Origin of the sequence: Edwardsiella tarda ATCC 15947 = NBRC 105688 (genome assembly GCF_003113495.2) — a bacterium.
Lineage (GTDB): Bacteria > Pseudomonadota > Gammaproteobacteria > Enterobacterales > Enterobacteriaceae > Edwardsiella > Edwardsiella tarda.
Genome location: NZ_CP084506.1, coordinates 2205029 through 2228894 on the forward strand (window position 1 = coordinate 2205029; position 23866 = coordinate 2228894).

The window sequence follows — 23866 nt, forward strand, 5'->3', positions numbered from 1 at the left end:
TTTCGTTATTCATCGTCATCGACGCCGCCGCTGCGGCGCCGGTTGCAGCATTAAGAGTCAGGCGGCCGAAACGGCTACCCGTTTTTCCCGGTTGATACTCTGGAGCGCCGCCACATCGACGATCAATGCCACGCTGCCATCACCGAGGATGGTCGCGGCGGAGATCCCCGGTACCTTGCGGTAGTTGGTCTCCAGGTTCTTTACCACCACCTGATGCTGCCCGATCAACTGATCGACCAGCAGCGCATAGCGCCGTCCGGCGCTTTGCAGGATCACTACGATGCCCTGCGTCGCATCGGTTTTCGCCCCCGCCACATCGAACACGCTATGCAGTTCGACCAACGGCAGGTATTCGCCCCGGACCTGTAGCACGCGCTCGCCACCAGCCAGTGGATAGAGATCATCGTCGTTCGGCTGGAGCGACTCCATCACCGCATTCAGTGGCAGGATGAAGACTTCATTGCTGACCTTAACCGACATGCCATCGAGGATAGCCAGGGTCAACGGCAGGACGATGCGAATGGTCGTGCCTTTGCCTTCGCGCGAGGCGATCTCGACGTGGCCGCCCATCTCCTGAATGTTACGTTTCACCACATCCATGCCGACGCCACGCCCGGAGACATCGGTCACCTTCTCGGCGGTCGAGAAACCCGGGGCGAAGATCAACAGGCCGATCTCTTCATCGGTCATGTTGTCGTGTACCGCCATCCCTTGGGAACGCGCCTTATCCAAGATCTTCTGATGGTTTAATCCCGCGCCATCATCAATGACCTCGATATAAATGTTGCCCCCCTGATGCTCGGCAGAGAGGGTCAGATTGCCGACGGCACTCTTGCCCGCGGCCTGACGGACCTGCGGCGACTCGATACCATGATCCAGGCTATTACGCACCAGATGGGTCAAGGGATCGATGATGCGTTCGATCAGACTCTTATCCAGCTCGGTAGAGCTCCCCAATAGCGTCAGCTCTACCTGCTTATCCAGCTTGCTGGCTAGGTCGCGCACCAGGCGCGGGAAGCGGCTGAAGACATACTCCATCGGCATCATGCGGATCGACATGACAGACTCTTGCAGATCGCGCGCGTTACGCTCCAACTGCCCGAGGCTATTCAAGAGATCGCCGTGATCGACGGGATCCAACATGTTGGAACGCTGTGCCAACATCGATTGGGTGATCACCAGTTCACCGACCAGGTTGATCAGCTGATCGACCTTTTCGACCGCGACACGGATGCTGGTGCTATTCTCCATGCCTTTGGCGGCGCGGGGTGGCGCGCTACGCGTCGCAGGGGAGACGGCGGGTTCATGGGATGGCGCGCTCTCCTGGGGAGCCGGGACCACACTCGGCTCAGCAGGATGGGGCGTGGTGGCCACCGCTGGTTCAACCGTGGGTGCGGCGGGTGCCAGCGCCGCCTCCTCCAGGCTCACCTCGGGGATCGGCGTGCTGGCGGATGAGGGGGCAAAATGGATCTGTTCAGGCTCCAGCACAAAGCAGAGCACTGCGGTGATATCCTCTTCGCTGACCGTGGTATCCAGCACCACATCCAACGTGTCATCGCCGCTTTGTTGCTGCAGAATCGTCCCCAGATTCGCCAGCTCCTCCAGCATCAACGGCACCTCGCTTGCCTTCAGCCCGCTCAGTGAGATCGCTAACCCTGCGGCCGGTTGTTCGCACGCCTCGGCGGAGGCCGCCGGTAACGTCGGCGCGGCGGCCTGCGGCTTAGGCGCTTCCGCGCTGGTTGACGCAGTGGGCGCCGCCCCTTGCGCTTCCAAGGCCAACTGTCTCAGCGCCTGACAGATATATTCGAAACTGGCGGCATCGGGGCCCTGAGAGGACTTATAGGCATCGAGCTGATCCTGCATAATATCTTTGGTTTCCAGAAACAGGTTGATGATCTCGGTACTCAGCCGCATTTCACCCCGGCGAGCACCATCGAGCAGGTTCTCCAGCAGATGCGTGGTTTCCTGCAATACAGTAAAACCGAACGTGGCCGCGCCGCCCTTGATCGAGTGTGCCGCGCGAAAGATGGCATTCAGTTGTTCGTTATCGGGCTGTTGCGGATCCAGCGCCAGCAAGTGCTGCTCCATATCCGCCAACAATTCATCCGCTTCATCAAAAAAGGTTTGATAAAACGCGCTAATATCCATGCTCACAGGTCACCTCTTGTCTATCGCGCTCGGAATTTTGACGTGGTCATTCATCGGCGCCAGCGGCGTCGGGATAAACGGGGTCGCTGCCGGCTGACCGCTCGCGGCGCCGATGCGCTGCCACTGTTCGCTGACCGTCGGCTGCGCCATCTCGACCGCATTGCCGCCATCCGCATCCTCATGCTCGATCCGGCTTTGTGCGGCTTTCGTCAACACCAGGATACTGATTCGTCGGTTGACGGCCGCGTTGCCAGCCAAATGGCGTAAGTTCATCGTGTCTGCCATCCCGACCACCCGCAGGATCTTATTACCCGCCAGGCCACCGATGACCAGCTCCCGGCGCGAGGCGTTGGCCCGATCCGCCGACAACTCCCAGTTGCTATAACCACGCTCACCGTTGGCATAGGGAAGATCGTCCGTATGACCGGACAGGCTAATCTTGTTCGGCAGTTCATTCAGGATCGGCGCGATGGCACGTAGGATGTCACGCATATAGGGTTCGACGCGCGCGCTACCATTCTGGAACATCGGTCGATTTTGACTATCAATAATCTGAATTCGTAACCCTTCATCCATCATGTTGATCATCAGATGAGGACGCAGTGCCTTCAGGCGCGGATCATTAATGATCACCTTCTCTAGCCGCTCACGCAGACGCTTCAGACGCATCTGTTCGACGCGCTGCTCTGGATCGGGATCGGCCGCAAACCGCTGCACCTCTCCGCTCTTCTGCGTCACGTCATCGCCACCGCCAGGGATAGGGCTAAAGCTATCGCTGGATCGCTGACCGCCTTGTAAAGCGACCTTGAGTGGCGTGCGGAAATATTCGGCGATCCGGGTCAACTCTTGCGGGCTGGCGATGGCCAGCAACCACATCACCAGGAAGAAAGCCATCATGGCCGTCATAAAGTCGGCATAGGCGATCTTCCAGGCTCCACCATGACTCGCCTGGCCATGCCCCGAGCGCTTCTTCTTGACCAGAATGACCGGATGTTTACCGCCCTTCATACTTCTTCTTCCGTTGCCGCCTGTTTCGCCGGCGCTTTCACCTGACGAACATGCTCTTCCAGTTCGATAAAGGAGGGACGTTCGGTGGAATAGAGCGTCTTACGCCCAAACTCCACGGCGATCTGCGGCGCATAACCATTCAGACTGGAGAGTAGCGTCACCTTGATGCAATGCATCATCTTGCTGGTTTCAGCACTCTTCTGGCGCATCAACGAGGCCAACGGCGAAATAAAACCATAGGCGAGCAAGATACCGAGGAAGGTGCCGACCATCGCATGGGCGATCAAGGCGCCCAATTCAGCGGCGGGACGATCTGCCGAGGCCAGCGCATGCACCACCCCCATCACCGCCGCCACGATACCGAAGGCCGGCAGCGAATCGCCGACCGCCGCCAGGCTACCTGCCGGCACCTCGGCCTCTTGTTCGAAGGTCTCGATCTCCTCATCCATCAACGCCTCGATCTCAAAGGCATTCATGTTGCCGCTAATGATCAGGCGCATGTAGTCGGTGACAAACTCGATCAACGTCTGGTCGGCGAGGAGACGGGGATAGTTGGAGAAGATATCGCTCGAACTCGGATCTTCGATATCGCGCTCCAGGGAGAGCATCCCTTGCTGGCGTGACTTCGCCAACAGTTGATACATCAGCCCCATCACATCCATGTACAACGCCTTGTTGTACTTTGAGCCGCGCGCCAGCTTGGGCAAGGTACGCAAGGTCGATTTAATCGCTTTGCCGTTATTCCCAACGATGAAGGCGCCGATGCCGGCCCCGCCAATAATCAGTAACTCAGATGGCTGATACAACGCACCCAGATGGCCCCCCACAAGCGCGTAACCGCCAAAAACCGCGATTAGCACAACGGCATATCCCAGTAGAATCAGCACGTGAATTCCTTACATGATCGCAATGAACAGTCGGGCGTAACCTGCCGGCACAAAGCCGGAGAGAGGAGGGTCGAAGACGGATAGCCGTCGTAGACGGCGTGCCGCCGCGGCGAGAAACTCACGGCAACACGCGAATGGACTGATTACCTCAGCCGGTTACACCACACATTTCTCTTGCTCAGCGAGCAAGTGTGGTAAGATATCGGCAAGATTCTCAGAAAGTTTACGTTTTTTTATCGCCCGTGACGGCGGTTGGCACAAGCTACAGGTAAAACTGTGCGCGGGTTGGTGGGCATGGGCAATAAAGCGTCCACCACAGATGTTACAACAGGCCGGTTCCAGCATGCCACTCTCGACAAAACGCACCAGCGTCCAGGCGCGGGTCAGGGCCAGCACGGGCTGGTCACAGCCTGCCGGTGGGCACTGTTCCAAGTAGAGTTTATAAGCACGGATCACCGCTTCTACCCCCTGGCAAGCACCGCTGCTCAGCATGAAGGCGTAGATGTTATAGAACATGGAAGAGTGAATATTCTGCTCCCATGTCATAAACCAATCGGTAGAAAATGGCAGCATTCCTTTGGGTGGCGGACTACCACGCAGCTCCTTGTACAGCTTGATCAGCCGCCCACGACTCAACTGCGTCTCACTCTCCAGCATTTGTAGACGAGCGCCTAGCGTGATCAACTCCATGGCCAGATGGATATCTCGCGCTTCCTGAATGATGCTCTTTTCGCTCATTTCAGTCTCGTCTCCCCCCTTCAGAGCCGTCCTGCAATTGTTGTAGTAGATGACTGGACAGCAAGATCCCAGTATGGATCTGTTGTAAATCATCCACGCGTGACTCTTGCGTCAAACGTTGGATAGTCTGATGATTTTCAAAACGAAACTGGCAAACTAATTGGTTGGTTTCAGCCAACTTTACCATCTGAGGTAACGTCAGTTGCACCAACATTTCCGCCATATCCGCATCAATGCCTAAGCGAAACATCGCGGAAGGTTTATCGTCATGAATTAATCGCTGTGCCAGTAATAGGTATGACAGATTAATGTCATAAATATGCTTGAGTATTTCTGCGCTACTCATTATCTCACCCTGCTTGACTTACTAAACCAACACAATGAAACGTACCGCTACCCTCGCTACACTACGCCGCGGCGCAGGTCTCAGTCAGATAGCGGAAAACCGTACAAATGTTAATTGGAGCATGACGGCCACGATCGTTGCGTACCACATAGCCAGAAATTGTGCTTTTGATATACAAATCGCCGTTATGCACATGAGGATGAATAACGGATAACACTTAGGACTATTCTTAAAACGCAGCAACTCTACCCCTGAATGGCGGCCATACACAACGCACAAAGGCCTTTGATTTGAGAAAAGCGTGACCTAGATCACAAAATTACCCCAGAAAAGTATGATTTTTGCGGAATTAGTTCACAAATTGCGCTATTGCGCGGCGTGCGCACTTTATGTGGTTAACTTTTTGAATAAAAAGGACATTTATCGCTCAATTTTTAATCCATTTTAAACACTTTCAGATTTAAATCCTGCAATATAACAAATGTTTATATAAATATTCTGAGAAATATAAAATATCCGCCTTTAGTACGATAGAACGGAGGCTGCCGAGACAATAAGGTTAGATTAACTTGATAAGTTCGCCAGCATATAATCCCTATTTTCTGCCTTATCGCGGCCTTACAAGACATTCAGCTGATATCTATATTGACCGGTTTGGTTATTGGCCTAGTTTTATTAGGAAATAATGAAATACGCGGCGAATACCTCATTCATATTATTCTCACTCTGCGTTATTAATTGGAATAAATCGACCATACCCGGCTGTATTATCAATGGGGTTAATGTTTTTTATCGCCTAAAATGGGGTATCTTGTCATCATATGGCGGAGAGGAAGACGCTAACCCAACGGGTCATTGTTCAGGGAATGCCCAATGGCCACCCCGTATCATTGAGGAACCTCCTTTATGTTCAACTTCGACTACTACAACCCGACCCGCATCCTGTTTGGTGGCGAGCGCATCGCCGATCTCACCCAGCATATTCCGCGAACGGCACGCATTCTGATCGCCTACGGCGGTCACAGTGCTCGTCAATTCGGTTACCTGGATGAAGTCCGCCATGCTCTCGCGGGATACACCCTCTTTGAATTCGGCGGTATTGAAGCGAACCCACGCATGGAGACACTCATGCAAGCGGTGCAGCAGGTCCGGGAAAAACAGATCGACTTCTTGCTGGCGGTAGGCGGTGGATCCGTCATCGATGGGTGTAAGTTTATCGCGGCAGCGGCCCACTATTCTGGCGATGTCTGGACGATGTGGAGCCAGAAACTGCCGCCACAAACAGTCCTACCCTTGGGGTGTGTACTGACCCTACCGGGAACCGGATCTGAGATGAACCCAACGGCGGTGGTCACGCACCAGGCGCTCGGCGCCAAGGTGGGCTACTCCCATCCCGCGCTCTTCCCTCGCTTCTCGGTGTTGGACCCACACAAATCCTATACCCTACCGCCCCGTCAGATTGCTAACGGTGTCGTCGATGCGTTTGTTCATGTCATTGAGCAGTATCTGACCTATCCCGTCTACGCACGCGTGCAGGATCGCTTCGCCGAGGGCCTGCTACTGACACTGATCGAAGAGGGACCGAGGGCGCTGAGTGAGTCACAAAACTATGATGTTCGCGCCAGCATCATGTGGGCCGCCAGTATGGCACTCAATGGATTACTGGGCGTCGGCGTGCCGCAGGACTGGTCGAGCCATCGTATCGGTCACCAACTCACCGCGTTGTATGGACTGGACCATGCCCTGACTCTCGCCATCCTATTACCGGCAGTGATGCGGGTGCAACAGCACGATAAACGACTCAAACTACTGCAATACGCTGAGCGTGTATGGGGCATCCGGCAAGGAAGCGAAGAGCAACGCATCACCGCGGCCATTGAACAGACCGAACGTTTCTTCAGCGATATGGGCATGCCGACACGCCTTAGTGCCTGCGGCCTCGGCGAGACGTGTATTGATGCGGTGATCGACAATCTCCGCCATTTTGGCCTACTGCCACTGGGTGAACGGCAAGATATGGACGAGGTCGTCGTACGCCGCCTACTCAGCCTGAGCTACTGAGTCGCGGTGGCCCTCGCCCGCCTGCGGGGGCACTCTGTGAACCCGGCCTCACTGCGCCACAGCGCATTTTTGTATTATTTATTTTTCAGCGTAGTGCAGCACACCCGGCAACAGGATGGCCTCGCTCAGGCGCGACTCCGCTCCACTGCCTCATCATCGGTTGACCGCGTGCCAGCACATCCATCATCTGCCATCCAAACTCAGCACAAGGAGGCGTCGCATGAGTTATCACACTATCCTGGTCGCCGTGGCCCAAGACGCCGATAGCCACATTTTATTAGAGAAAGCGGTCGCTATCGCACGCCCCACCGGGGCCAGCATCAGCCTACTCACGCTATGTCATGAAGCGGATATGTGTTGTACCTATGCCGGCCCCCTTCTCGCCGATATGCGCCACTTACTGCATGAGGAGGCGGCCCTGTTCCTGGCGCAATTGGGTCAACGCATCGATTACCCGATCGCCCAGACGTATATTTGTAACGGTGAGTTAATCGACTGTATCGTCGACACCTGCCAACGCCAACGGATCGAACTGTTGATCTGCGGTAATCATTACGAGGGCTTCTTTAAACGTCTGCTGAGCTCATCGGGGCTGCTCATCGATCGCACCCATACTGACGTGCTGTTGGTCGCGCTCTGAGGCAACGATGGAGAGCGGGCTCGCACTCATTGCCCCGAGAAAACGCAGATACTCAGGCTTACTGGCAAAGGCCAGTTTGCGCATGATCCCACGTTGGCGGTAGTTAACACTCTTATGATGGATGCCCAAATAGTCGGCGATCTGATAGGTATCGCCCCCTCGACTACGGATCGCCACCACCTTCCATTCAGGAAAGGTCATCGGGGTGATCGCCGGATGATGGCGTATCTTACCCACGATACGAGGGCTAACATGGGGCCGGGTGAGCGCGTATCGATAAGCCAGTGCCAGTTGCGGCAACGTCTCACGCTTCGAGAGTAGACTCAACGTCCCCAGGCTATGTAACGCCGCCAAGACGGCAGGATCGACGATGTCGGTCATCACCGTGATGGGCAAGGCGGGGCGATAAGCGCGTAAGCGTAACAAGCTCAATAAGGCATCGATGGGGGCATCGTGGCGAGTATAGAGTTCAGCGACCACATGCCCCACCGATTGATTCATCGCCCGCTCCAACAGACGCGCGTAACACGTCTCCTGCCATACCGGCCGATCGTCCGCCAACACATAGCGTCTCAGACTGTCGCAAAAGAAGCGGTCACAATCCATCACTAACGTCGCTCGCTCAGGGGTATCATGGTGATCGCGAGTCTCTGTAGACCGGAAAAGGGGGGGCTCTGCCACTGCACTCATTGCTTTTTTATCTCTCCCGTGCCTAAGCCAGCGCCTTGGCCGACACTGTATCTACCGCCGTACTTCGACTTGATGCCTGGCTAAGTATCCCCCATCCCCCGCCCGCTGGCTATTTGGAGAATTCGAACAACTTGACAAATATTTTTCCTTATCTTGTCGAGTTATTTCCTGTTAAGCTAAGCGCTTGCTCGATACCCCCCGCATCGTCAGACACGCTGTTCTCCCCCGCTCATATTCACAGCATTGTATGGCTATTTATTTCAACCTGGCCTTTATTACGTATAAATGTTTCGCCACGCTGACCCGCCGCCCCAGCTAATTTATAGTGCTATGAATTATCGTTATTTTATTACCTTCCGTCATAGACGATTTTATGCGCAAAAAAAGCCCTCAGAACGTTAGAGTCAACTATTTTTCCGGCCGCTTTGTGCTGATCTATATTGGCATCGCTGTTTTTCTCTTGTTACTGCTATTACGCGTCGGTTACCTCCAATTAATGAAGCAACCGCAGCTAGAAAAAGAGGCCGATCAACGCTCGCTACGCGAACTGGTGACACACCCGCTACGCGGCACTATCACCGATCGTAACGGCCAACCCCTGGCCGTCAGCGTCGCCTCCAACGATGTGATCGCCGATCCGCTACGCGTCCTGGAACACGACCCACAACTCTCCAGCCCACAGTGGCGTTACCTGGCCAGTGCCCTCTCCCAACCACTGGATAGCGTGCGTGACAAAATCCTGCAAAATAGTCAGCGACGCTTCATCTACCTTGGCCGCCAGGTCGAGGCGGAGATCGCCGACTATATTGCCAAGCTGCATATCACCGGCATCACGACCCCCAATGACGCGAGTCGTTACTACCCGATGGGCGCGGCGGCGGCCCCCTTGATCGGGATTGTCGGCCTCGATCAGCAGGGATTGAATGGCATAGAGCATGGTTTCAACGCCTTATTACAGGGTAAACCCGGTTATCGTCTCTATCGTAAGGATCGCTACGGCCATGTGGTCGGCCTGATGGAGGATGATCCGGCGCAGCAGGCGCCTACCCTGGCGCTGAGCATCGACCGTTATCTGCAGTATGCGCTCTACTCTCACCTGCGCGATGGGGTTCTCCGTAACCAGGCTGACTCCGGCGCCGCCGTATTGGTCGATGTCAATACCGGCGAAATTCTGGGCATGGCGAGCTACCCCTCGTTCAACCCGAACAATTACCAAGGTGTGGCGCAGCAAGATATGCGCAACGTCGCCATCTCCGACAGCTTTGAGCCCGGCTCCACGGTGAAGCCACTGGTGGTGATGGCGGGGCTCCAACGCCATCTGATCCGCCCCGATTCGGTCATCGACACCACCCCCTACCCGGTCAACGGCCACCTGATCCGTGACGTTGGCCACTGGCCGCGCCTGACCATCACCGGCATCCTACAGAAGTCGAGCGATATCGGTGTCTCACACATCGCGCTGGCGATGCCCGCCGACGTGCTGGTCAATCTGTACCATAGTTTTGGCTTGGGCGTATCGACGGCCCTAGGGATCAGCGGCGAAAGTAGCGGCTACTTTCCGTTGCATCGCCAGCGCTGGTCGGATATCGAGCGTGCGACCTTCTCCTTCGGCTATGGCCTGCGCATCACGCCGCTACAGATGGCGCGTGAATACGCCACCATCGGCGCCTTCGGCCTGTTCCGTCCTTTATCGATCACGAAAGTGACCCCCCCCGTGATCGGCACCCGGGTGATCGATGAAAACATCGTGCGCACCGTGGTCCATATGATGGAGAGCGACGCCCTGCCCGGTGGGAGCGGCGTGGCGGCAGCGGTACCCGGCTACCGCCTGGCGATCAAGACCGGTACCGCAGAGAAGATGGGCAGCGATGGTAAGTATGATGGTGGCTATATCAACTATACCGCGGGTGTCGCCCCGGCAAGCAACCCACGCGTCGCCCTGGTGGTGATGATCAACCACCCCACCGCGGGTAAACACTTCGGCGGTTCGGTCGCCGGCCCCGTGTTTGGTCAAATCATGGGGGATGTGCTACGCCACATGAATATCCCACCCGACGCCTTGACCGATCAGGCCATCACCCTTAACCAGCCTGGCAACATGATGCAACACTCTGGTACATAAGATATTTTTAACTTATACTTTCAGCCATGAGCCTCGGTGCAGCACGGCACGCTGCGCCGAGCAGGGAGCGGCGGGAAGCGCAGCATCATCCCGGCGAAACAGAATACAATTAACCTGAACGATTTGTTCTGTTTATCACAGATATTCGCTGCGCTAGCGGTTGCTATTCCCTCTGGCTCAGATTATCTTCATGCTGCCTAGCCGGACCGAATCCGCCCCGCCCGGATCCCCTCTCCAGCAGCAGCACTGCGAAACATTACACCGACCAACCGGAGCGTTGGAGGTTCATTACGGTGAGTCAGGATCACCAGCGCATCTTGTGCAGAAAAAACATGAAAATAAAAGAACTTCTGTTACGCATCAAAGCATGCTGTGGCGAATTATTAACCCCTTACCCACTGCTCTATCTGATCCTTGCCAGCTTGATCAATCTGGGCTTAGGCTACCCCTTCAGCGCCCTCTATGCGTTAGGCTTCGCCAGCGTCTTCCTGCTATTGGCGCACTATCTGCCGCGCGCACAACGCGTACTCTTGCTGATCTGCACCCTGGTGGCCGGACTGTATTATCCCTTTGGCCGCGTCTTTGGCCCGCCTAATTTTAACTCCGTGCTGGCGCTCTACTCGACCAACCCGGAAGAGGCCGGTGAGATGGCACAGATCTTCCCCTTCTGGGATTATCTGATCGCGCTATTTATCTTGCTGCTCGGCGGCCTGCTGGTTTGGCGCCCGATACCGCGCGAGAAACGCTGGGGAGTCCCTAAGACGCTCTATCTGCTGCTCGCCTTAGCGGGTCTGCTGTTGACGCCGGTAACGAATCTCAGCGCCGGCGGTGACTTCCGCCTGAACGATACCGGCTACCCGGTGGTGCGCTTTATCGAAGACACCACCACCGGTAAGCTAGAGGTGGATCGAGAGATGGCGCGGATGCAGAAACTGGCCTCTGTCTCCGACACCTGGCATGTCACGGCGGTAAAACCGCGGCATCAGGTCTATGTGTTGGTCATCGGCGAGAGTGCACGGCGTGACGCCTTGGGGGCATTTGGTGGCAAGTGGCCCACTACTCCATTCGCCAGCCAGGTCAACGGTATCTTCTTTAATGACTACCTCTCGGCGGCACCGTCGACCCAAAAATCGCTAGGGCAGACGCTGAACCTGGTGCGTGACGGCCAGGCCGAATACCAAAACAGCATTATTACCCTGGCGAAAAAAGCCGGCTTCCAGACCTATTGGTTCTCTAACCAGGGGCAACTGGGTAAATATGACACCATCGTCGCCAGCATCGCCAAGCGCGCCGATGAGGTCCGCTTCCTCAAGCAGGGTGACTTCGAAGACGATAAGTCCACCTCTGACATGAATCTGCTGAAGTTTACGCAATCGGCGCTAGACGCCCCGAGCAATGGGCCTAAGTTGATCGTCTATCACCTGATCGGCTCGCATCCGAAGGCCTGTGATCGTACCAACAATCACTTCACCACCTTTGTTCACACCAAGGAGACCTCCTGCTACCTGTACAGCATCACTCAAACCGATCAGTTCTTACGCGATCTGTACGGCCAGCTGCAACAGAGTGGAGAAAACTTCTCGTTGATCTACTTCTCCGATCACGGATTGGCCTTCCATGAGAAGGGAACGCGTAGCGAATTTCTGGCCCACCACGACCGCTACCGCCAGGATTATCAAGTCCCATTAATGATCCTCTCCTCCGGCGATACCCGCCGTACGGTGATCAAGGCGCGGCGCTCGGCCCATGACTTCCTGCACCTGTTCTCCGATTGGACCGGGATCCAGAGTCAAGAGATCGTCGATCGTTACCGCTTCATCTCCGGACAGAAGGCGATCCCCGCCAAGGTGATGGTGCAGAACTTCGCCCTGAAACAGGTTCCTTACGACTCGTTAGAGGACGATCCCTTCATTGTGCAAGACTCGGCGGCACAGCAGCGCCACTAAGTTCGCCTCCCGACACAAGGGCGCCGCTTGGCGCCCTTACGCTTTCTTGTTCCGCACCGCCCCCGGCACGCGTTATCCGTTCGCCGCCAGCGCCGCCAAGATGGCGTCGCTCTGTGTCACCCGGGCGATGCGTGGGAAAATATACTGTAGACTATGGCGGTGCTGAACCTCATCGGCGGCGGCGCAGAGATCCTCGGCCAGCAGTAACCCATAGCCATGCTCCCAGGCGCTACGCGCCGTCGACTCCACGCCAATATTGGTCGAGATACCGCCTAATACTAAGGTATCGATGCCACGTCGACGCAGTTGCAGATCCAAGTCGGTACCATAAAAGGCCCCCCACTGATGCTTGATCACCTGGATATCCTGCGGTTGCGGCTGTAGCGATGCGGGATAGTGCCACCAGTTATCCGGCAGTGTGCGCGCTGGCGATGGCTGATCCACCGGCTGACGCAATGCGTCGCCGCCATCGGGCGACCAGCCGACGCGTACCAGCACCACCGGCAGCGCTCGGGCACGGAAGGCCTCGGCAAGCCGTACGGCACGGCGCACCACCGTCTCCCCCTCACAGGGCGCCGCGGCGACGGGCAAGATCCCCTGCTGTAAGTCGATCAGGACCAGGGCCGTAGTGGCCGGATTAAACTGTAGCATCATGGCGCTCCTCGTGACGATTCTGCGGCGATCGACACATCGCCGCCTGTGGAGACAGTGTAACCAAGGTGCCGGACCGACGCGTATCCCGCGCTCATCATTGTGTTAGCAAATGTGAGCCGAGATGGCCTCACGCTACGCGGGCGAACAGCTCGTTAAAAGCCTCACTCATCGTCGGATGGGTATAGATCTGATCGCGCAACACGCTGTATGGCAAACCGGCGTCCATCGCCATCTTCAGCAGATTGATCATCTCATGGGAGTCACGGCACAGCAGGGTCGCCCCCAGGATCTGACCATTATCGCGCCGCACTAGCGCCTTCAGTACACCACGCGTGTCGTTCAGCGTGTGGGCTCGCGGAATGGCGCTGACGGGTAAACTGACCACCGAGAAGGGAACGCCCTGCGCCCGAGCCTGCTCCTCGTTCAGACCGATACGCGATAGCGTCGGGCTGATAAAGACCGAATAGGGAACGGCGCCGCGATCGCTGGTGCGGCGCTGCCCCTCACCATACAGCGCATCACGCACGATGCGAAAATCATCCAATGAAATATAGGTAAACTGTGGCCCGCCATTGACATCCCCCAGCGCCCAGATATGAGGTTGCGTGGTGCGTAACTGCTCATCGACCACGATGGCGCCGCGCGCATCGACCGCCACACCGGCCCGATCCAGCGCCAGTCCAGCGCTGTTAGGCGTGCGTCCCGAGGCCACCAGCACGGCGTCGGCCCGCAAGATTGCGCCGGCGACCTCAAGGCAGACCTCATCCCCCTGCTCGAACACCCGTGTGACCTGCGTCGCCAGGCGCAGATCTATCCCGTCGTCACGCAAGAGGGTCGCGACCGCCTCGGCGATGTCACGATCCTCGCGTGCCAGGAAATGCTCGCTGGCCTCCAACAGCAGGACCTCGGCGCCGAAGCGACGCAGTAACGACGCAAACTCGATGCCAATATAGCCAGCGCCGAGGATCGCCACGCGCCGCGGTAAGGTCGTCAACTGTAATAACGCTGCACTATCATATACCTGTGCCGACTCGGCTAACCCGGGGATCGGCGGCAGGGTCGAGCGAGCCCCGGTATTGATGAAGATTCGCTCGGCGCGGATCATCTGCTCGCCCTGGGCATTCTCCACCGCCAGGGTATAGGCATCGATAAAGCGCGCCTGACCATCGATCAGGGTCACCGTGGCCAAGTCTGCCAACATCTGGCGATTCTTTTCCCGCAGTTGGGCGACCAGGTGCTGCTGCCGTTGCGCCGCCAAGGGGAAAGGCACCGCCGTATCGGCGTCGTGTACCCAGGTTTTGGTGGGAATGCAGCCGACGTTAATGCAGGTTCCGCCGTAGCGTTGCGCAGAGCGCTCGATCAACGCCACCGACTCACCACGCCGTGCCAAGTCGGCAGCCAGCGTCTTTCCCGCCTTACCAAAGCCGATCACTACATTCTGAAAGTGTGTCATGGGGTTCTCCTGCGTCCAATAAAATGAATAATGGACGATGTGTCCAATGCGCTTAGGTTACGCCAGCCGTCGGTGAGTTCCGCTGTGTTTGGCGCGCAGGATTTTGTTTAGGAGTCTCATCATGGATTTATTAAGCGCGCTGTTAACGCTACATGAGTTGCGCAGCCGTATCGATGTACGCTGTCAGCTCCAAGGGGATTGGCTGCGTCCCCATGCCGCCGGCGAGTTGAATGTCATTCGCTGGCATGGATTACTGGATGGGGGCGCACATATCGAACTGGCGACGGGGCAGCGCCATGCCCTACAGGCCGGTAGCCTGATCATGCTGCCGCAAAGCGGGGCCCACCGCCTGTGCCACGATGACGGCGATGTGCGTTTGATCTGTGGTAGCCTGTGGATCGCCCCCGCCCAACGCCATCTGTTGGCGGCCCTACCCGACATTCTGATCTATCACGAGCCCGGCGCGTGGCTCACGGCAACCCTACAGCGCCTCTATCAGGAGTCGGCGGAGGAGCAGGCGGGAAGCCAACTCCTCTGTCAGCAGCTCAGCACCGTGCTATTAACATTGGCATTACGGCACTGGTTAGCCCAGGCACCGACGCAGGGAGGGCTGTTGCAGGCCTTAATGCACCCACGCCTCGGCGTCGCCATCGCGGCGATGCTGCACCAACCGGAGCAGGCATGGAGCGTCGCGCGCCTGGCCGAGTTAAGCCATCAATCGCGCGCCAGCTTCGCTCGCCAGTTTCGCGCCGTCACGGGCAGTACGCCCCTGTTACTGCTCACCCAAATCCGCATGGCACATGGTGCCGCGTTACTGGCACGCGAATCTCACTCGTTGGCCGTCATCGCTGAACACGCGGGTTACGCCAGCGAGTCCGCCTTCCACCACGCCTTCGTCCGCCATATGGGCGTCACACCGGGGGAGTATCGACGACGCGCTCGCCTGCTGGCGGGCTCCGAACCCTTCCCTTGAGAACGCCCCAGCACGGGGCAAAAAAAGGCACGCCGCCCGTCAGTGACGGGCGGCGTGTAGGAGGATCACTCCTCGACGGTCAAGGGTTGATCCTGGTAACCATGTCGGCGGGCATCGGCCAGGCACGCCTGCCGTCGCACAAAGAAACGCGCAGAGTGGCGCAGAATGTAGCCGGTCGGTGCCACGACACACCAGCCCCATTGGCCACGCGCATCGCTATAAAAGCGCCAGAAGTTTTCTTCGCTTGCCATCCACATAGGCGCCTCCGAATGATTATCGCTCGTCGAGAACCGCTTAACGGCTGGTCGCCAGGACCAACTCCGACTGCTCGTCCAGCGCCTGCTGGCGCTGACGTTCCAGCTCCAAGGCACCACGGTGCGACAGGATACAGAACAGGACGCAGCACACCACGCCACCCATCAGCAGGTAGAACCCACCATGCCAACCGAAGTTATCGACCATCACCCCGAACAGGCTGGTACCGAGCGAAGCGCCGAAGATATAACTCATAAAGCCACGCAGACCGACGGCAGAGCCCACCGCGAAGCTCGGGACGATCTCCATGGTCTGTACGGAGGCCAAGAACTGCGGTACATAGATCAGGCAGCCGACGATAGCGGCAAAGACGGTGACCACGGCCAACGAGTTGCTCTGCCAGTAACCGATCAGGCAGACGAAGATCATGCACATGCAGATGATGGCTAACGGCATACGGCGACCATGGAACAGCTTATCCGTCAACCAGCCCGCCAGCAGCGTCGACGGGATCGCCGCCCATTCAAAGAACAAGAACGCGATGCTCATCTGCTCCTTGCTGAAGTTCTTCTCCGTCAACAGGTAGATCGGCAGCCAACTGATCATGCCGAAACGCACCATATAGACGAAGACATCGACCATGGAGACATACCAAGCATTTTTATTTTTCAAGACATAGGTACAGAAGATCTGGAAGGCTGACATATTTTCCGGCGCCTGTTGGCTATGGCTCTTCAGCACCACCTTCTCTTCCGGCATCATCTCATCCAGTGCGGGCAGCCCCTCTTTCTTCGGTGAGCGCTTGCCCAACAGCAATACCACGCCGGCAAACAGCACCGCGATGGCGGCCGGCACCATGTAACTGGCGCTCTGCCAATGCTCGCTCCCCAACATGGCAAAGGCGACACCGATAATCGGTGCGACAATCCCCCCACCCACGTTATGGGAGATGTTCCAGAAGGCCCCGACACGGCCACGCTCGCAGCGTGGGAACCAGTTGGCGATAGTAATAAAAGACGGGCCGACCCCCATCCCTTGAAACAGACCGTTGCATACCACTAGGGCAACAAATAGCCAGAAGGCGCTGCTAAATCCCAGGCCGACGTTGACCAGGGCACACATCACCAGGCCACAGGCCATGAAGATCTTCGGATTTGCTTTATCCGCCAGGCTACTCATCACCCCTTTACTAATACCGTAAGCGATCAGCATACAGCTACTCAGTAAACCGATTTGGGTGGCGCTTAAATCCAACTGCTCTTTCAGATAAGGCGTAGAAAGCGTAAAGTTATTACGTACAATATAATACGCCATATAACCCAAGAAGACGCTCATCAGCGCCTGAACTCGATAACGCCGATAGGTCGCGTCGACCTTTTCCGGCGGCACGCGTTTAGCCGCCTGCTGGCTGTTTAATGATTGCATATTATCACCTGTTATTTAATCGCCCGAGGGAGAGGTATTGCTATTTGTCCAGGTAATAATGCGCAGAGAAACAAAAAGCTACAAGATCACCAAGATGAGTCACTTTTGACTCAAATTGTCTTATTGATGAGCCTTTTTGACCCAAATTAAATAAGCCGATACGGAATCAGCTGACATATTTAACGTGAACAGTTAGGATTGCTGCCATTATTTGAGTCGAGTAACAGTATCCTCCAGAGCCCAACGGATAATATATCCACAAGGTGGGCGCTTTTATTACCCAATCTAACGCTAAGTCTATTCAGGTAGGATTTGTCCCAAAGCGTACAGATACCGCCTGGCAACTTTATGATAAAACCATGACCATGATCACACTTGCCAGTAGGAGTGCGCCATGTATCGCGCCCTGTTGATCCTCATCATCACCCTGTTACTCCCGTCGGCGCTGCTGGCCAAGCGTAGCGAACTGGTGATGGCGACCACCTTCTCGCCGCAAGCGACGGCCTATATCATCAACCGCTGGCAACATCAGCCGGGGGCGGTTCCCATCCGTACCCTGAACCGTACCAGCGCCTCGCTGGAACAGCTGCTGGACAGTGTCAACGATGGTCATATCGACCTGGTGCTCACCTCCTCGCCGATGCTGCTGCAACACCTGCAGGCCCACCATCGTCTGGCCCCCATCGACGATCTTCCCGCCGAGATCCAACGTCAGGTGCCGGCTTCGATCCGCGCCAGTTCGGCGGCGGTCGCCATCTCCGGCTTCGGCTTATTGATCAATCGCAGCAATCTGGCGGCACAACACCTCCCCTTGCCGAAGGATTGGTCGGATCTCACCCAGCCCCAGTATCGCGACATGGTGTTGATGAGCAGCCCATCGCGCTCCGACACGAACCATCTGATCATCGAGTCGCTGCTACAACAGTATGGCTGGGAGCGCGGTTGGCAGATCCTCCTGACCGTCGCCGGTAACCTCAGCACCATCTCGGCACGGAGCTTCGGTGTGGCGGACAAGATCCAGAGCGGCCTCGGCGCCATCGGCCCGGTGATCGATAACTATGCTCAGTTACTGAGCACCGACCCACACTTGATCTTCCACTATTTCCCGCACAGCATCGCCGCGCCCACCTATGTGGCGGTGACCCGCGACTCACTCTATCCCAACGAGGCGCGACGCTTTATTCGCTTCCTACTCAGCCCTGACGGACAGCGGGCTCTGGCGGACACCAACACCGGCAAGTACCCGATCGTCGCGTTACCGGCGGATTCGCCCCGCGCTCAGCAACAACAGCGCTTGCTCGCCCAGCCCCCCCTTGACTACCAGTTGGTGCTCCAACGCCAACGTCTGGTCCAGGCGCTGTTCGATACCGCCATCAGCTTCCGCTTGCCACAGCTCAAGGATGCCTGGCGCGCGCTCTATGCCGCCGAGGCGCGCCAGAAACGCCCCTTACCACGCATCCGTGCCTTGCTGACGGCACTGCCGGTCAGCAGTGCCCAGAGCGAACAGCCCGCCTTCTTGGCGCAGTGCGCCACGCGTGCCGGCTGTGAACAACTGATGATGGAGTGGCAGCAATTCTTCCGCCAGAAACAGCGCCAGGCGATCAACCAGTTGGAGGAGCTGAAATGAGGCGCCTGCTCCATTGGGCGCGCCGACTAAGCATCAGCGCCAGCCTACAGATCGCCTTCCTCGCCAGCGCATTGTTAACGCTGTTCGTCAGCGCTGTCAGCCTCTACTCCTGGCACGCGCAAAGCTCCCAGGTACGTTACACGCTGGATGACTACCTGCCACGCATCCAGTCATCGCTGGTTATCGAGAGCGCCCTGAATATCTTGGTCGATCAACTCAATGAGTTCGTACTGGCCCCCAACACCAGTGTACGCCTCCAATTCCGCCAACAGATCATCAGTCATCTGGATCAGATAGCCCAAGTCAGCCAACGCTTAGAGGCGGGGGAACGCCAACAGCTGGCCGGGATCCTAGAACAGAGTCACCAGTTGTTGACCTCGCTGGATAGTGCCCTGTATACCCTATTCTTAGCCCGCGAAAAGACCAACGAGATCGCCGGACGCATCAGTTGGTTGCACGATGACTTCACCACCGAGCTGAACTCGCTGATGCAAGATTTCAGCTGGCAACAAGGGGCGTTGATCGACCAGATGGAGGGCCGCGATGCCGCCACCATGCGCCAGCTCCAACAGCGCCTGCGGACGGTGCAACAGGAGCAGCAACAGGTGTATGCGTTGGCGCGCCTCGAGAACCAGATCACCAACGATCTGCGCGATCAGATCAGCGAACTGCAAGGTGCCGAGAGCGGCGGGATCAATCAACAGGGGCATCAGCGCTATCTGAACTATCTGCGCAACAACGCCACGGAGATCGTCCAGGCGCTGGCCGCCTACCCCAGTACCGTCACCCTACGCCAGACCATCGACGAGCTCTTGGAGATCGGCATGAATGCCGGCAAGCTGCCCGCCACCCTGGCGGACTACCAACACGCCCGTACCGCCCTGCAACAGGCGACCCAACAGAAAGAGCGTACTCTGGGGCGTTTCCGCGCCGTCCTGGAGCAACAGTTAGATACCAGCCATCGCCGCATGCAGACCTTCAACCAGCGTCTCGAGCACATCATTCGTGTCAGTGGTCGCCTGATCTTGATCGCCACCCTACTCGCGTTGTTACTGGCCCTGCTGCTGAGTTATGGTTTCATTCGCTCCCGTCTGGTGAAGCGCTTTACCGCCCTCAGCCAGGCGGTGGCGCGCATCGGTACCGGCGACCGACGCAGCCGCATCCCGGTCTACGGCGTCGATGAGCTGGGTCGTATCGCGCGTCTGCTGCGCCATACCCTCAATCAGCAGCATCGCCAGCAGCGGCGTCTGGAGCGCGAGATCGGCGAACGCAAGGAGATCGAGCATCACCTACGCACCACCCAAGACGAGTTGATCCAAGCGGCCAAGCTGGCGGTGGTCGGCCAGACCATGACCACCTTGGCACACGAGATCAACCAACCCCTGAATGCCCTGTCGATGTACCTGTTCACCGCTCGACGAGCGTTAGAGAGCGGTCAGTTGGCGCAGGCCGAAACGACCCTCGCCAAGTGTGATGGACTGATCGTCCGCATGGATGCCATCATTCGCTCCCTGCGCCAGTTCGCCCGCCGCGCCGAGGATACCCCCTTGCACCCGGTGGCATTACGCCAGGCCTGGTTGAGCGCCTGGGAGCTCTTGGCGCCACGCCGACGTCGCCTTCAGGTCACGCTGCAGCTACCGGATGAAGAGATCTGGATCGGCGCCGACGAGGTCCGCCTGCAGCAGGTATTGGTCAACCTGTTGACCAATGCGTTAGATGCCGCCGAGCAGCCCATGCACATCCGCGTCAGCTGGCTGGCGACGGCGCAGCGCCTGGAGGTCATGCTGTGCGATGATGGTCCTGGCTGGCCACTGGCTCTGGCCCCACGCCTACTCAAACCCTTCACCACCAGCAAGCAGGTGGGACTGGGGATCGGCCTCTCCATCAGTTTATCGCTGATGGAGCAGTTGGGCGGCGAACTACGCATCGCCTCGGCCCTGCCACACGGCGCCTGTATTCTCTTATGTTTTACCCTGGCGGACGCTCCGCCGTCTTCAACGGAAATTCCGCATGCTGACCCATAAACACACCATTGTATTGATTGATGATGATCCCGACGTGCTGGATGCCTATACCCTGCTGCTGACCCAGAGTGGCTATGGCGTGCATGCCTGCACCGATCCGTTGCAAGCCCTGACCTTGATCCCGCCGGATTGGCCGGGGGTGATCCTCAGCGATGTCTGTATGCCAGGCTGTTCCGGCATCACCCTGATGGAGCGTCTGCGCGCCCAGGATAGTCAGTTGCCGGTACTGCTGATCACCGGCCATGGTGATGTGCCGATGGCCGTTGAGGCGGTCAAGAAGGGAGCGCGCGATTTTCTCCAGAAGCCGGTCGACCCGGCCCAGCTCTTAGCGCGCGTGCAGGCCGCTCTCGATGAGCGACGCGCGCTGATCGCCCGGCGCAAGTGGCAGCGGCACCAGCTCCAGACCGAGTTGGTTGGACGCAGCGAGTGGGTGTTGCAGATGCGTACCCGCCTGCAACAACTGGCGGAGACCGATCTGGCCGTCTATTTTTATGGCGAGCCCGGCAGCGGACGCACCCTATGCGCGCGCCATCTACACCGCCTGAGCGGGCGTAGCGACGGCGCGTTCATCATCCATCAAGCCGGTGAGGGCGGCGATCTGCAACATAGCCTCACTCAGGCCGCCGGCGGCACCCTGCTGATTCAGAATCCGGAACGTCTCGATGAGGGCGCGCAATACAGCCTGGTGCGTAGCCAGAGCCAAGAGCCACGCCCCTTCCGCCTCTTGGCTTGCGGCGCAGGGCCGTTAGTCGAGCACGCCGCCGCCCAACGCATTCTGCCGGATCTCTACTACTGCTTCGCCATGACGCAGCTGCATTGTCCCCCCTTGGCACAGCGCCCCGATGATATTGAGCCGCTGTTTACACACTATCTCCAACAGGCGTGTCAACGCCTCAACCATCCCTGTCCTGCCCTACCCGCCACGCTGCGCAAGAGCCTCTTACAGCGCCACTGGGCCAATAACGTGCGCGAACTGGCCAATGCCGCTCAACTGTTCGCGGTCGGCGTGCAACCACTGGCTGAGCTCGCCTGTCCCCAAGTCCATACCGCCTCTCCGACGCCGCTCGACCAGCGTGTCGAAGAGTATGAGCGCCAGATCATCACCGAGGCCCTCAACCTGCATCAGGGGCGTATCAACGAGGTGGCGGAATACCTACAGATCCCGCGTAAGAAGCTCTATCTACGGATGAAAAAGTACCACCTCGATAAGACGCACTACCGCTGATCCCCGTGCTCCCTCATGGGGAATCGGCGATGACGACGCGCGCAGCGTGGGGAACCCCTGCGCGCCGCGCGCGAGGCGCCAGCCCCTTTCAGCGCGATGTCGCGCTGGGTAACAGGCAGTCAGGCTGCAGACGCGCCGTCAGCAGTCGACTAAGCTCCGCCAGGGGGCAGAGGCCGCTCGGCGTCGCGCCGTGGCACCCCGGCAAGGATAAACGCAGTTGATGCGGTGGCGTCGCTAGGGTCAGCAGCGTCTGCTGACGGAGTTGCGCCAGGGTCTGGTACACGACCCTTACCCGAACCCAGGGGTGCCCTGCCGCATCTAACCAGCGCTCGAAGACTAACTCGCCGCCAGGCGGCGTATTATCCGGTTGACCCGGCAATGTCCAGGGCGTCTGTAGCAAGCCGGAGAGGTTAGCCAGATTAGTATCATGTCCGACCAGCAACAGGAGGCGGTTCGCCTCGCTCGATCCCGGCAAAGATAGCGGCTGATCGTTTAATGCCTGGATGACGGTGTGCAGCAATGGCGTGCCACGGTGGCGCGCGATATAGTCTGTGCGTGATAACAGGTCGAATTGGGCATTGTGCAGACTCAGCAACGCACGCCACTGCGCCGGCGTCGCGATACGCCCCCAGGCGGGCTGAGCCATCCCCTGCGCCTGCTGCAGCAGGAACATCTCCGCCAGCGTCGCCGATAGGCCGACGGCGCCATGCAGTTTGACTGCGCCGCTGGCGGAGAGGTGTAACACACTCGGCATCGTCGCCGCCAGGGTACATGCCCCATCCGTTTGCTGCGCCCGACAATAGGCGGAGGCAGCAAAATTCAGCGTCTGATCCATTTGAGCCAAGGCGTCGCCATAGTGGCGGTTCAACGCCGCCAGCGGCATTCCCGCCTGCTGCTCGATGGCCTGACGCGTCGACTCGACCGCCAGATGGCATATCCCGGCCTTGACCGGGTGGAACAAGGGATCGACCCGTTTCAGATCGGCCTGGTGATGTATTGCCACGCCACAGCCCGGCGCCAAGCCAGCCAGAAACGCCTCGCCAGTCTTACGAGTACGCTGATCGACATCCGTCCAGGCATAGGCCCAGTCCGCGGCGGGACATCCCTGCTCCGCCAGCAACCCCTGCTGGTGTAACGCGGCGCGATAATAGGCACCGAGTTGCATCACCAAGGCCTCACCTCGCTCGGTGATATGGCCCAATGCAACCGGCCATACCGGCCAGGTATCCGGCGTCACCTCACGGATCAACGCAGGCATTTTAGTCGGCGCACGCACACCATGCCGACTAACGATCACCACTTTATCGAGGCGATAGCCGTCAGCTTCCGGGGAGGAGGTCGCCTGTGCTCCCAGGGGGAACAGCGACCCGAGCCCAACAACACTCAAACAGAACCACCGAGCTAACCTACTCTCACGCATAGTTTTCTCCATGACATGCCCGGCTTCAGATCGCCAGACACCGGTATTGCCCATTGATGATGCCACTCGCCCCTCTCCCGCGCAGGCGTGGAAAATCCACACGCTAATTTACGGCTAAACCGGCGCACTTCACTGATATTTTCTCGCGATCCCCACGCTGATACGCAATGAGATAATAATGATATTCATTATCGCCAGCATCCGTATTCTAATTAAAACAATAT

General features: G+C 57.8%; 19 protein-coding genes. 8 read left to right on the forward strand and 11 right to left on the reverse strand.

The genetic code is table 11. The features are described 5' to 3' along the window. Nucleotides 1-57: 57 nt before the first annotated feature. From cheA to flhD, 5 genes are all read right to left on the reverse strand, one after another. Nucleotides 58-2148 (reverse strand): chemotaxis protein CheA, encoded by a 2091-nt coding sequence (cheA, locus tag DCL27_RS10250; protein WP_228594501.1) that lies wholly within the window; start codon nt 2146-2148, stop codon nt 58-60. A 9-nt stretch (nt 2149-2157) separates the two neighbouring features. Then, complete coding sequence (gene motB / locus DCL27_RS10255) at nt 2158-3156, reverse strand: flagellar motor protein MotB (protein ID WP_005284617.1); 999 nt, start codon at nt 3154-3156, stop codon at nt 2158-2160. Next, nucleotides 3153-4043, reverse strand: a complete 891-nt coding sequence (motA, locus tag DCL27_RS10260; RefSeq protein WP_005284615.1) for a flagellar motor stator protein MotA — start codon at nt 4041-4043, stop codon at nt 3153-3155. Before motA ends, motB begins: the two co-directional genes overlap by 4 nt. A 156-nt stretch (nt 4044-4199) precedes the next feature. Further along, complete coding sequence (gene flhC, locus DCL27_RS10265; protein ID WP_005284611.1) at nt 4200-4781, reverse strand: flagellar transcriptional regulator FlhC; 582 nt, start codon at nt 4779-4781, stop codon at nt 4200-4202. A gap of 1 nt (nt 4782) precedes the next feature. Then, nucleotides 4783-5127, reverse strand: coding sequence for a flagellar transcriptional regulator FlhD (gene flhD / locus DCL27_RS10270; protein WP_005284608.1), 345 nt, complete (start codon nt 5125-5127; stop codon nt 4783-4785). Between the two features lie 906 nt (nt 5128-6033). On the opposite strand from flhD, the gene DCL27_RS10275 reads away from it, so the two are divergent. Then, on the forward strand, nt 6034-7188 hold the full coding sequence (locus tag DCL27_RS10275) for an iron-containing alcohol dehydrogenase (RefSeq protein WP_035596905.1): 1155 nt from the start codon (nt 6034-6036) through the stop codon (nt 7186-7188). A 220-nt stretch (nt 7189-7408) separates the two neighbouring features. Beyond that, complete coding sequence (locus DCL27_RS10280; protein WP_005293015.1) at nt 7409-7828, forward strand: universal stress protein; 420 nt, start codon at nt 7409-7411, stop codon at nt 7826-7828. Here the strand turns inward: DCL27_RS10280 and DCL27_RS10285 are convergent. Then, nucleotides 7772-8434: a helix-turn-helix transcriptional regulator gene (locus DCL27_RS10285; RefSeq protein ID WP_223931189.1), complete on the reverse strand. Its 663-nt coding sequence runs from the start codon at nt 8432-8434 to the stop codon at nt 7772-7774. The two genes, DCL27_RS10280 and DCL27_RS10285, sit on opposite strands and share 57 nt — an antisense overlap. A 457-nt stretch (nt 8435-8891) precedes the next feature. Between DCL27_RS10285 and ftsI the strand changes: the two genes are divergently transcribed. Both ftsI and DCL27_RS10295 read left to right on the forward strand, forming a co-directional pair. Then, nucleotides 8892-10640 (forward strand): peptidoglycan glycosyltransferase FtsI, encoded by a 1749-nt coding sequence (gene ftsI, locus DCL27_RS10290; RefSeq protein ID WP_005284594.1) that lies wholly within the window; start codon nt 8892-8894, stop codon nt 10638-10640. Nucleotides 10641-10972: 332 nt separating this feature from the next. Then, nucleotides 10973-12586: a phosphoethanolamine transferase gene (locus DCL27_RS10295; protein WP_035596911.1), complete on the forward strand. Its 1614-nt coding sequence runs from the start codon at nt 10973-10975 to the stop codon at nt 12584-12586. Between the two features lie 72 nt (nt 12587-12658). On the opposite strand, the gene DCL27_RS10300 is transcribed toward DCL27_RS10295, so the two are convergent. Next, nucleotides 12659-13240 (reverse strand): hydrolase, encoded by a 582-nt coding sequence (locus DCL27_RS10300; RefSeq protein ID WP_005284589.1) that lies wholly within the window; start codon nt 13238-13240, stop codon nt 12659-12661. Between the two features lie 127 nt (nt 13241-13367). Continuing rightward, nucleotides 13368-14693: a reactive chlorine resistance oxidoreductase RclA gene (gene rclA, locus DCL27_RS10305; RefSeq protein WP_035596914.1), complete on the reverse strand. Its 1326-nt coding sequence runs from the start codon at nt 14691-14693 to the stop codon at nt 13368-13370. 121 nt (nt 14694-14814) lie between these two features. Between rclA and DCL27_RS10310 the strand changes: the two genes are divergently transcribed. Next, nucleotides 14815-15666 carry a cupin domain-containing protein gene (locus DCL27_RS10310; protein WP_035596917.1) on the forward strand — a complete coding sequence of 284 codons (852 nt, stop codon included), beginning with the start codon at nt 14815-14817 and terminating at the stop codon, nt 15664-15666. 65 nt (nt 15667-15731) lie between these two features. On the opposite strand, the gene DCL27_RS10315 is transcribed toward DCL27_RS10310, so the two are convergent. Both DCL27_RS10315 and pgtP read right to left on the reverse strand, forming a co-directional pair. Continuing rightward, nucleotides 15732-15923, reverse strand: a complete 192-nt coding sequence (locus DCL27_RS10315) for a hypothetical protein (protein ID WP_035596921.1) — start codon at nt 15921-15923, stop codon at nt 15732-15734. A gap of 37 nt (nt 15924-15960) precedes the next feature. Continuing rightward, on the reverse strand, nt 15961-17346 hold the full coding sequence (pgtP, locus tag DCL27_RS10320) for a phosphoglycerate transporter PgtP (protein WP_005292993.1): 1386 nt from the start codon (nt 17344-17346) through the stop codon (nt 15961-15963). Between the two features lie 394 nt (nt 17347-17740). Here pgtP and DCL27_RS10325 point away from each other — a divergent pair, with 394 nt between their 5' ends. Genes DCL27_RS10325 through pgtA form a run of 3 tightly spaced genes read left to right on the forward strand, consistent with a single transcriptional unit; the run spans nt 17741 to nt 22222 of the window. Continuing rightward, on the forward strand, nt 17741-18973 hold the full coding sequence (locus DCL27_RS10325) for an ABC transporter substrate-binding protein (protein ID WP_005292990.1): 1233 nt from the start codon (nt 17741-17743) through the stop codon (nt 18971-18973). Next, the gene (gene pgtB, locus DCL27_RS10330) at nt 18970-20997 is read left to right on the forward strand and encodes a two-component system sensor histidine kinase PgtB (protein ID WP_005284574.1); all 2028 of its coding nucleotides are present in this window, start codon (nt 18970-18972) and stop codon (nt 20995-20997) included. Before DCL27_RS10325 ends, pgtB begins: the two co-directional genes overlap by 4 nt. Continuing rightward, entirely contained in the window at nt 20984-22222 is a 1239-nt protein-coding gene (gene pgtA, locus DCL27_RS10335) for a two-component system response regulator PgtA (protein WP_035596925.1), read from the forward strand. Before pgtB ends, pgtA begins: the two co-directional genes overlap by 14 nt. Before the next feature lie 88 nt (nt 22223-22310). Here the strand turns inward: pgtA and DCL27_RS10340 are convergent, their stop codons facing one another. Then, nucleotides 22311-23642: an AppA family phytase/histidine-type acid phosphatase gene (locus DCL27_RS10340; RefSeq protein WP_035596928.1), complete on the reverse strand. Its 1332-nt coding sequence runs from the start codon at nt 23640-23642 to the stop codon at nt 22311-22313. Nucleotides 23643-23866 lie beyond the last annotated feature (224 nt).

Excerpts from the sequence above, each read along its gene's own strand:
- cheA (WP_228594501.1), bottom strand. The coding sequence starts at position 2,148 with ATGGATATTAGCGCGTTTTATCAAACCTTTTTTGATGAAGCGGATGAA.
- motB (WP_005284617.1), bottom strand. The coding sequence starts at position 3,156 with ATGAAGGGCGGTAAACATCCGGTCATTCTGGTCAAGAAGAAGCGCTCG.
- flhC (WP_005284611.1), bottom strand. The coding sequence starts at position 4,781 with ATGAGCGAAAAGAGCATCATTCAGGAAGCGCGAGATATCCATCTGGCC.
- flhD (WP_005284608.1), bottom strand. The coding sequence starts at position 5,127 with ATGAGTAGCGCAGAAATACTCAAGCATATTTATGACATTAATCTGTCA.
- DCL27_RS10275 (WP_035596905.1), top strand. The coding sequence starts at position 6,034 with ATGTTCAACTTCGACTACTACAACCCGACCCGCATCCTGTTTGGTGGC.
- DCL27_RS10280 (WP_005293015.1), top strand. The coding sequence starts at position 7,409 with ATGAGTTATCACACTATCCTGGTCGCCGTGGCCCAAGACGCCGATAGC.
- DCL27_RS10285 (WP_223931189.1), bottom strand. The coding sequence starts at position 8,434 with ATGGATTGTGACCGCTTCTTTTGCGACAGTCTGAGACGCTATGTGTTG.
- ftsI (WP_005284594.1), top strand. The coding sequence starts at position 8,892 with ATGCGCAAAAAAAGCCCTCAGAACGTTAGAGTCAACTATTTTTCCGGC.
- DCL27_RS10295 (WP_035596911.1), top strand. The coding sequence starts at position 10,973 with ATGAAAATAAAAGAACTTCTGTTACGCATCAAAGCATGCTGTGGCGAA.
- DCL27_RS10300 (WP_005284589.1), bottom strand. The coding sequence starts at position 13,240 with ATGATGCTACAGTTTAATCCGGCCACTACGGCCCTGGTCCTGATCGAC.
- rclA (WP_035596914.1), bottom strand. The coding sequence starts at position 14,693 with ATGACACACTTTCAGAATGTAGTGATCGGCTTTGGTAAGGCGGGAAAG.
- DCL27_RS10310 (WP_035596917.1), top strand. The coding sequence starts at position 14,815 with ATGGATTTATTAAGCGCGCTGTTAACGCTACATGAGTTGCGCAGCCGT.
- DCL27_RS10315 (WP_035596921.1), bottom strand. The coding sequence starts at position 15,923 with ATGTGGATGGCAAGCGAAGAAAACTTCTGGCGCTTTTATAGCGATGCG.
- pgtP (WP_005292993.1), bottom strand. The coding sequence starts at position 17,346 with ATGCAATCATTAAACAGCCAGCAGGCGGCTAAACGCGTGCCGCCGGAA.
- DCL27_RS10325 (WP_005292990.1), top strand. The coding sequence starts at position 17,741 with ATGTATCGCGCCCTGTTGATCCTCATCATCACCCTGTTACTCCCGTCG.
- pgtB (WP_005284574.1), top strand. The coding sequence starts at position 18,970 with ATGAGGCGCCTGCTCCATTGGGCGCGCCGACTAAGCATCAGCGCCAGC.
- pgtA (WP_035596925.1), top strand. The coding sequence starts at position 20,984 with ATGCTGACCCATAAACACACCATTGTATTGATTGATGATGATCCCGAC.
- DCL27_RS10340 (WP_035596928.1), bottom strand. The coding sequence starts at position 23,642 with ATGCGTGAGAGTAGGTTAGCTCGGTGGTTCTGTTTGAGTGTTGTTGGG.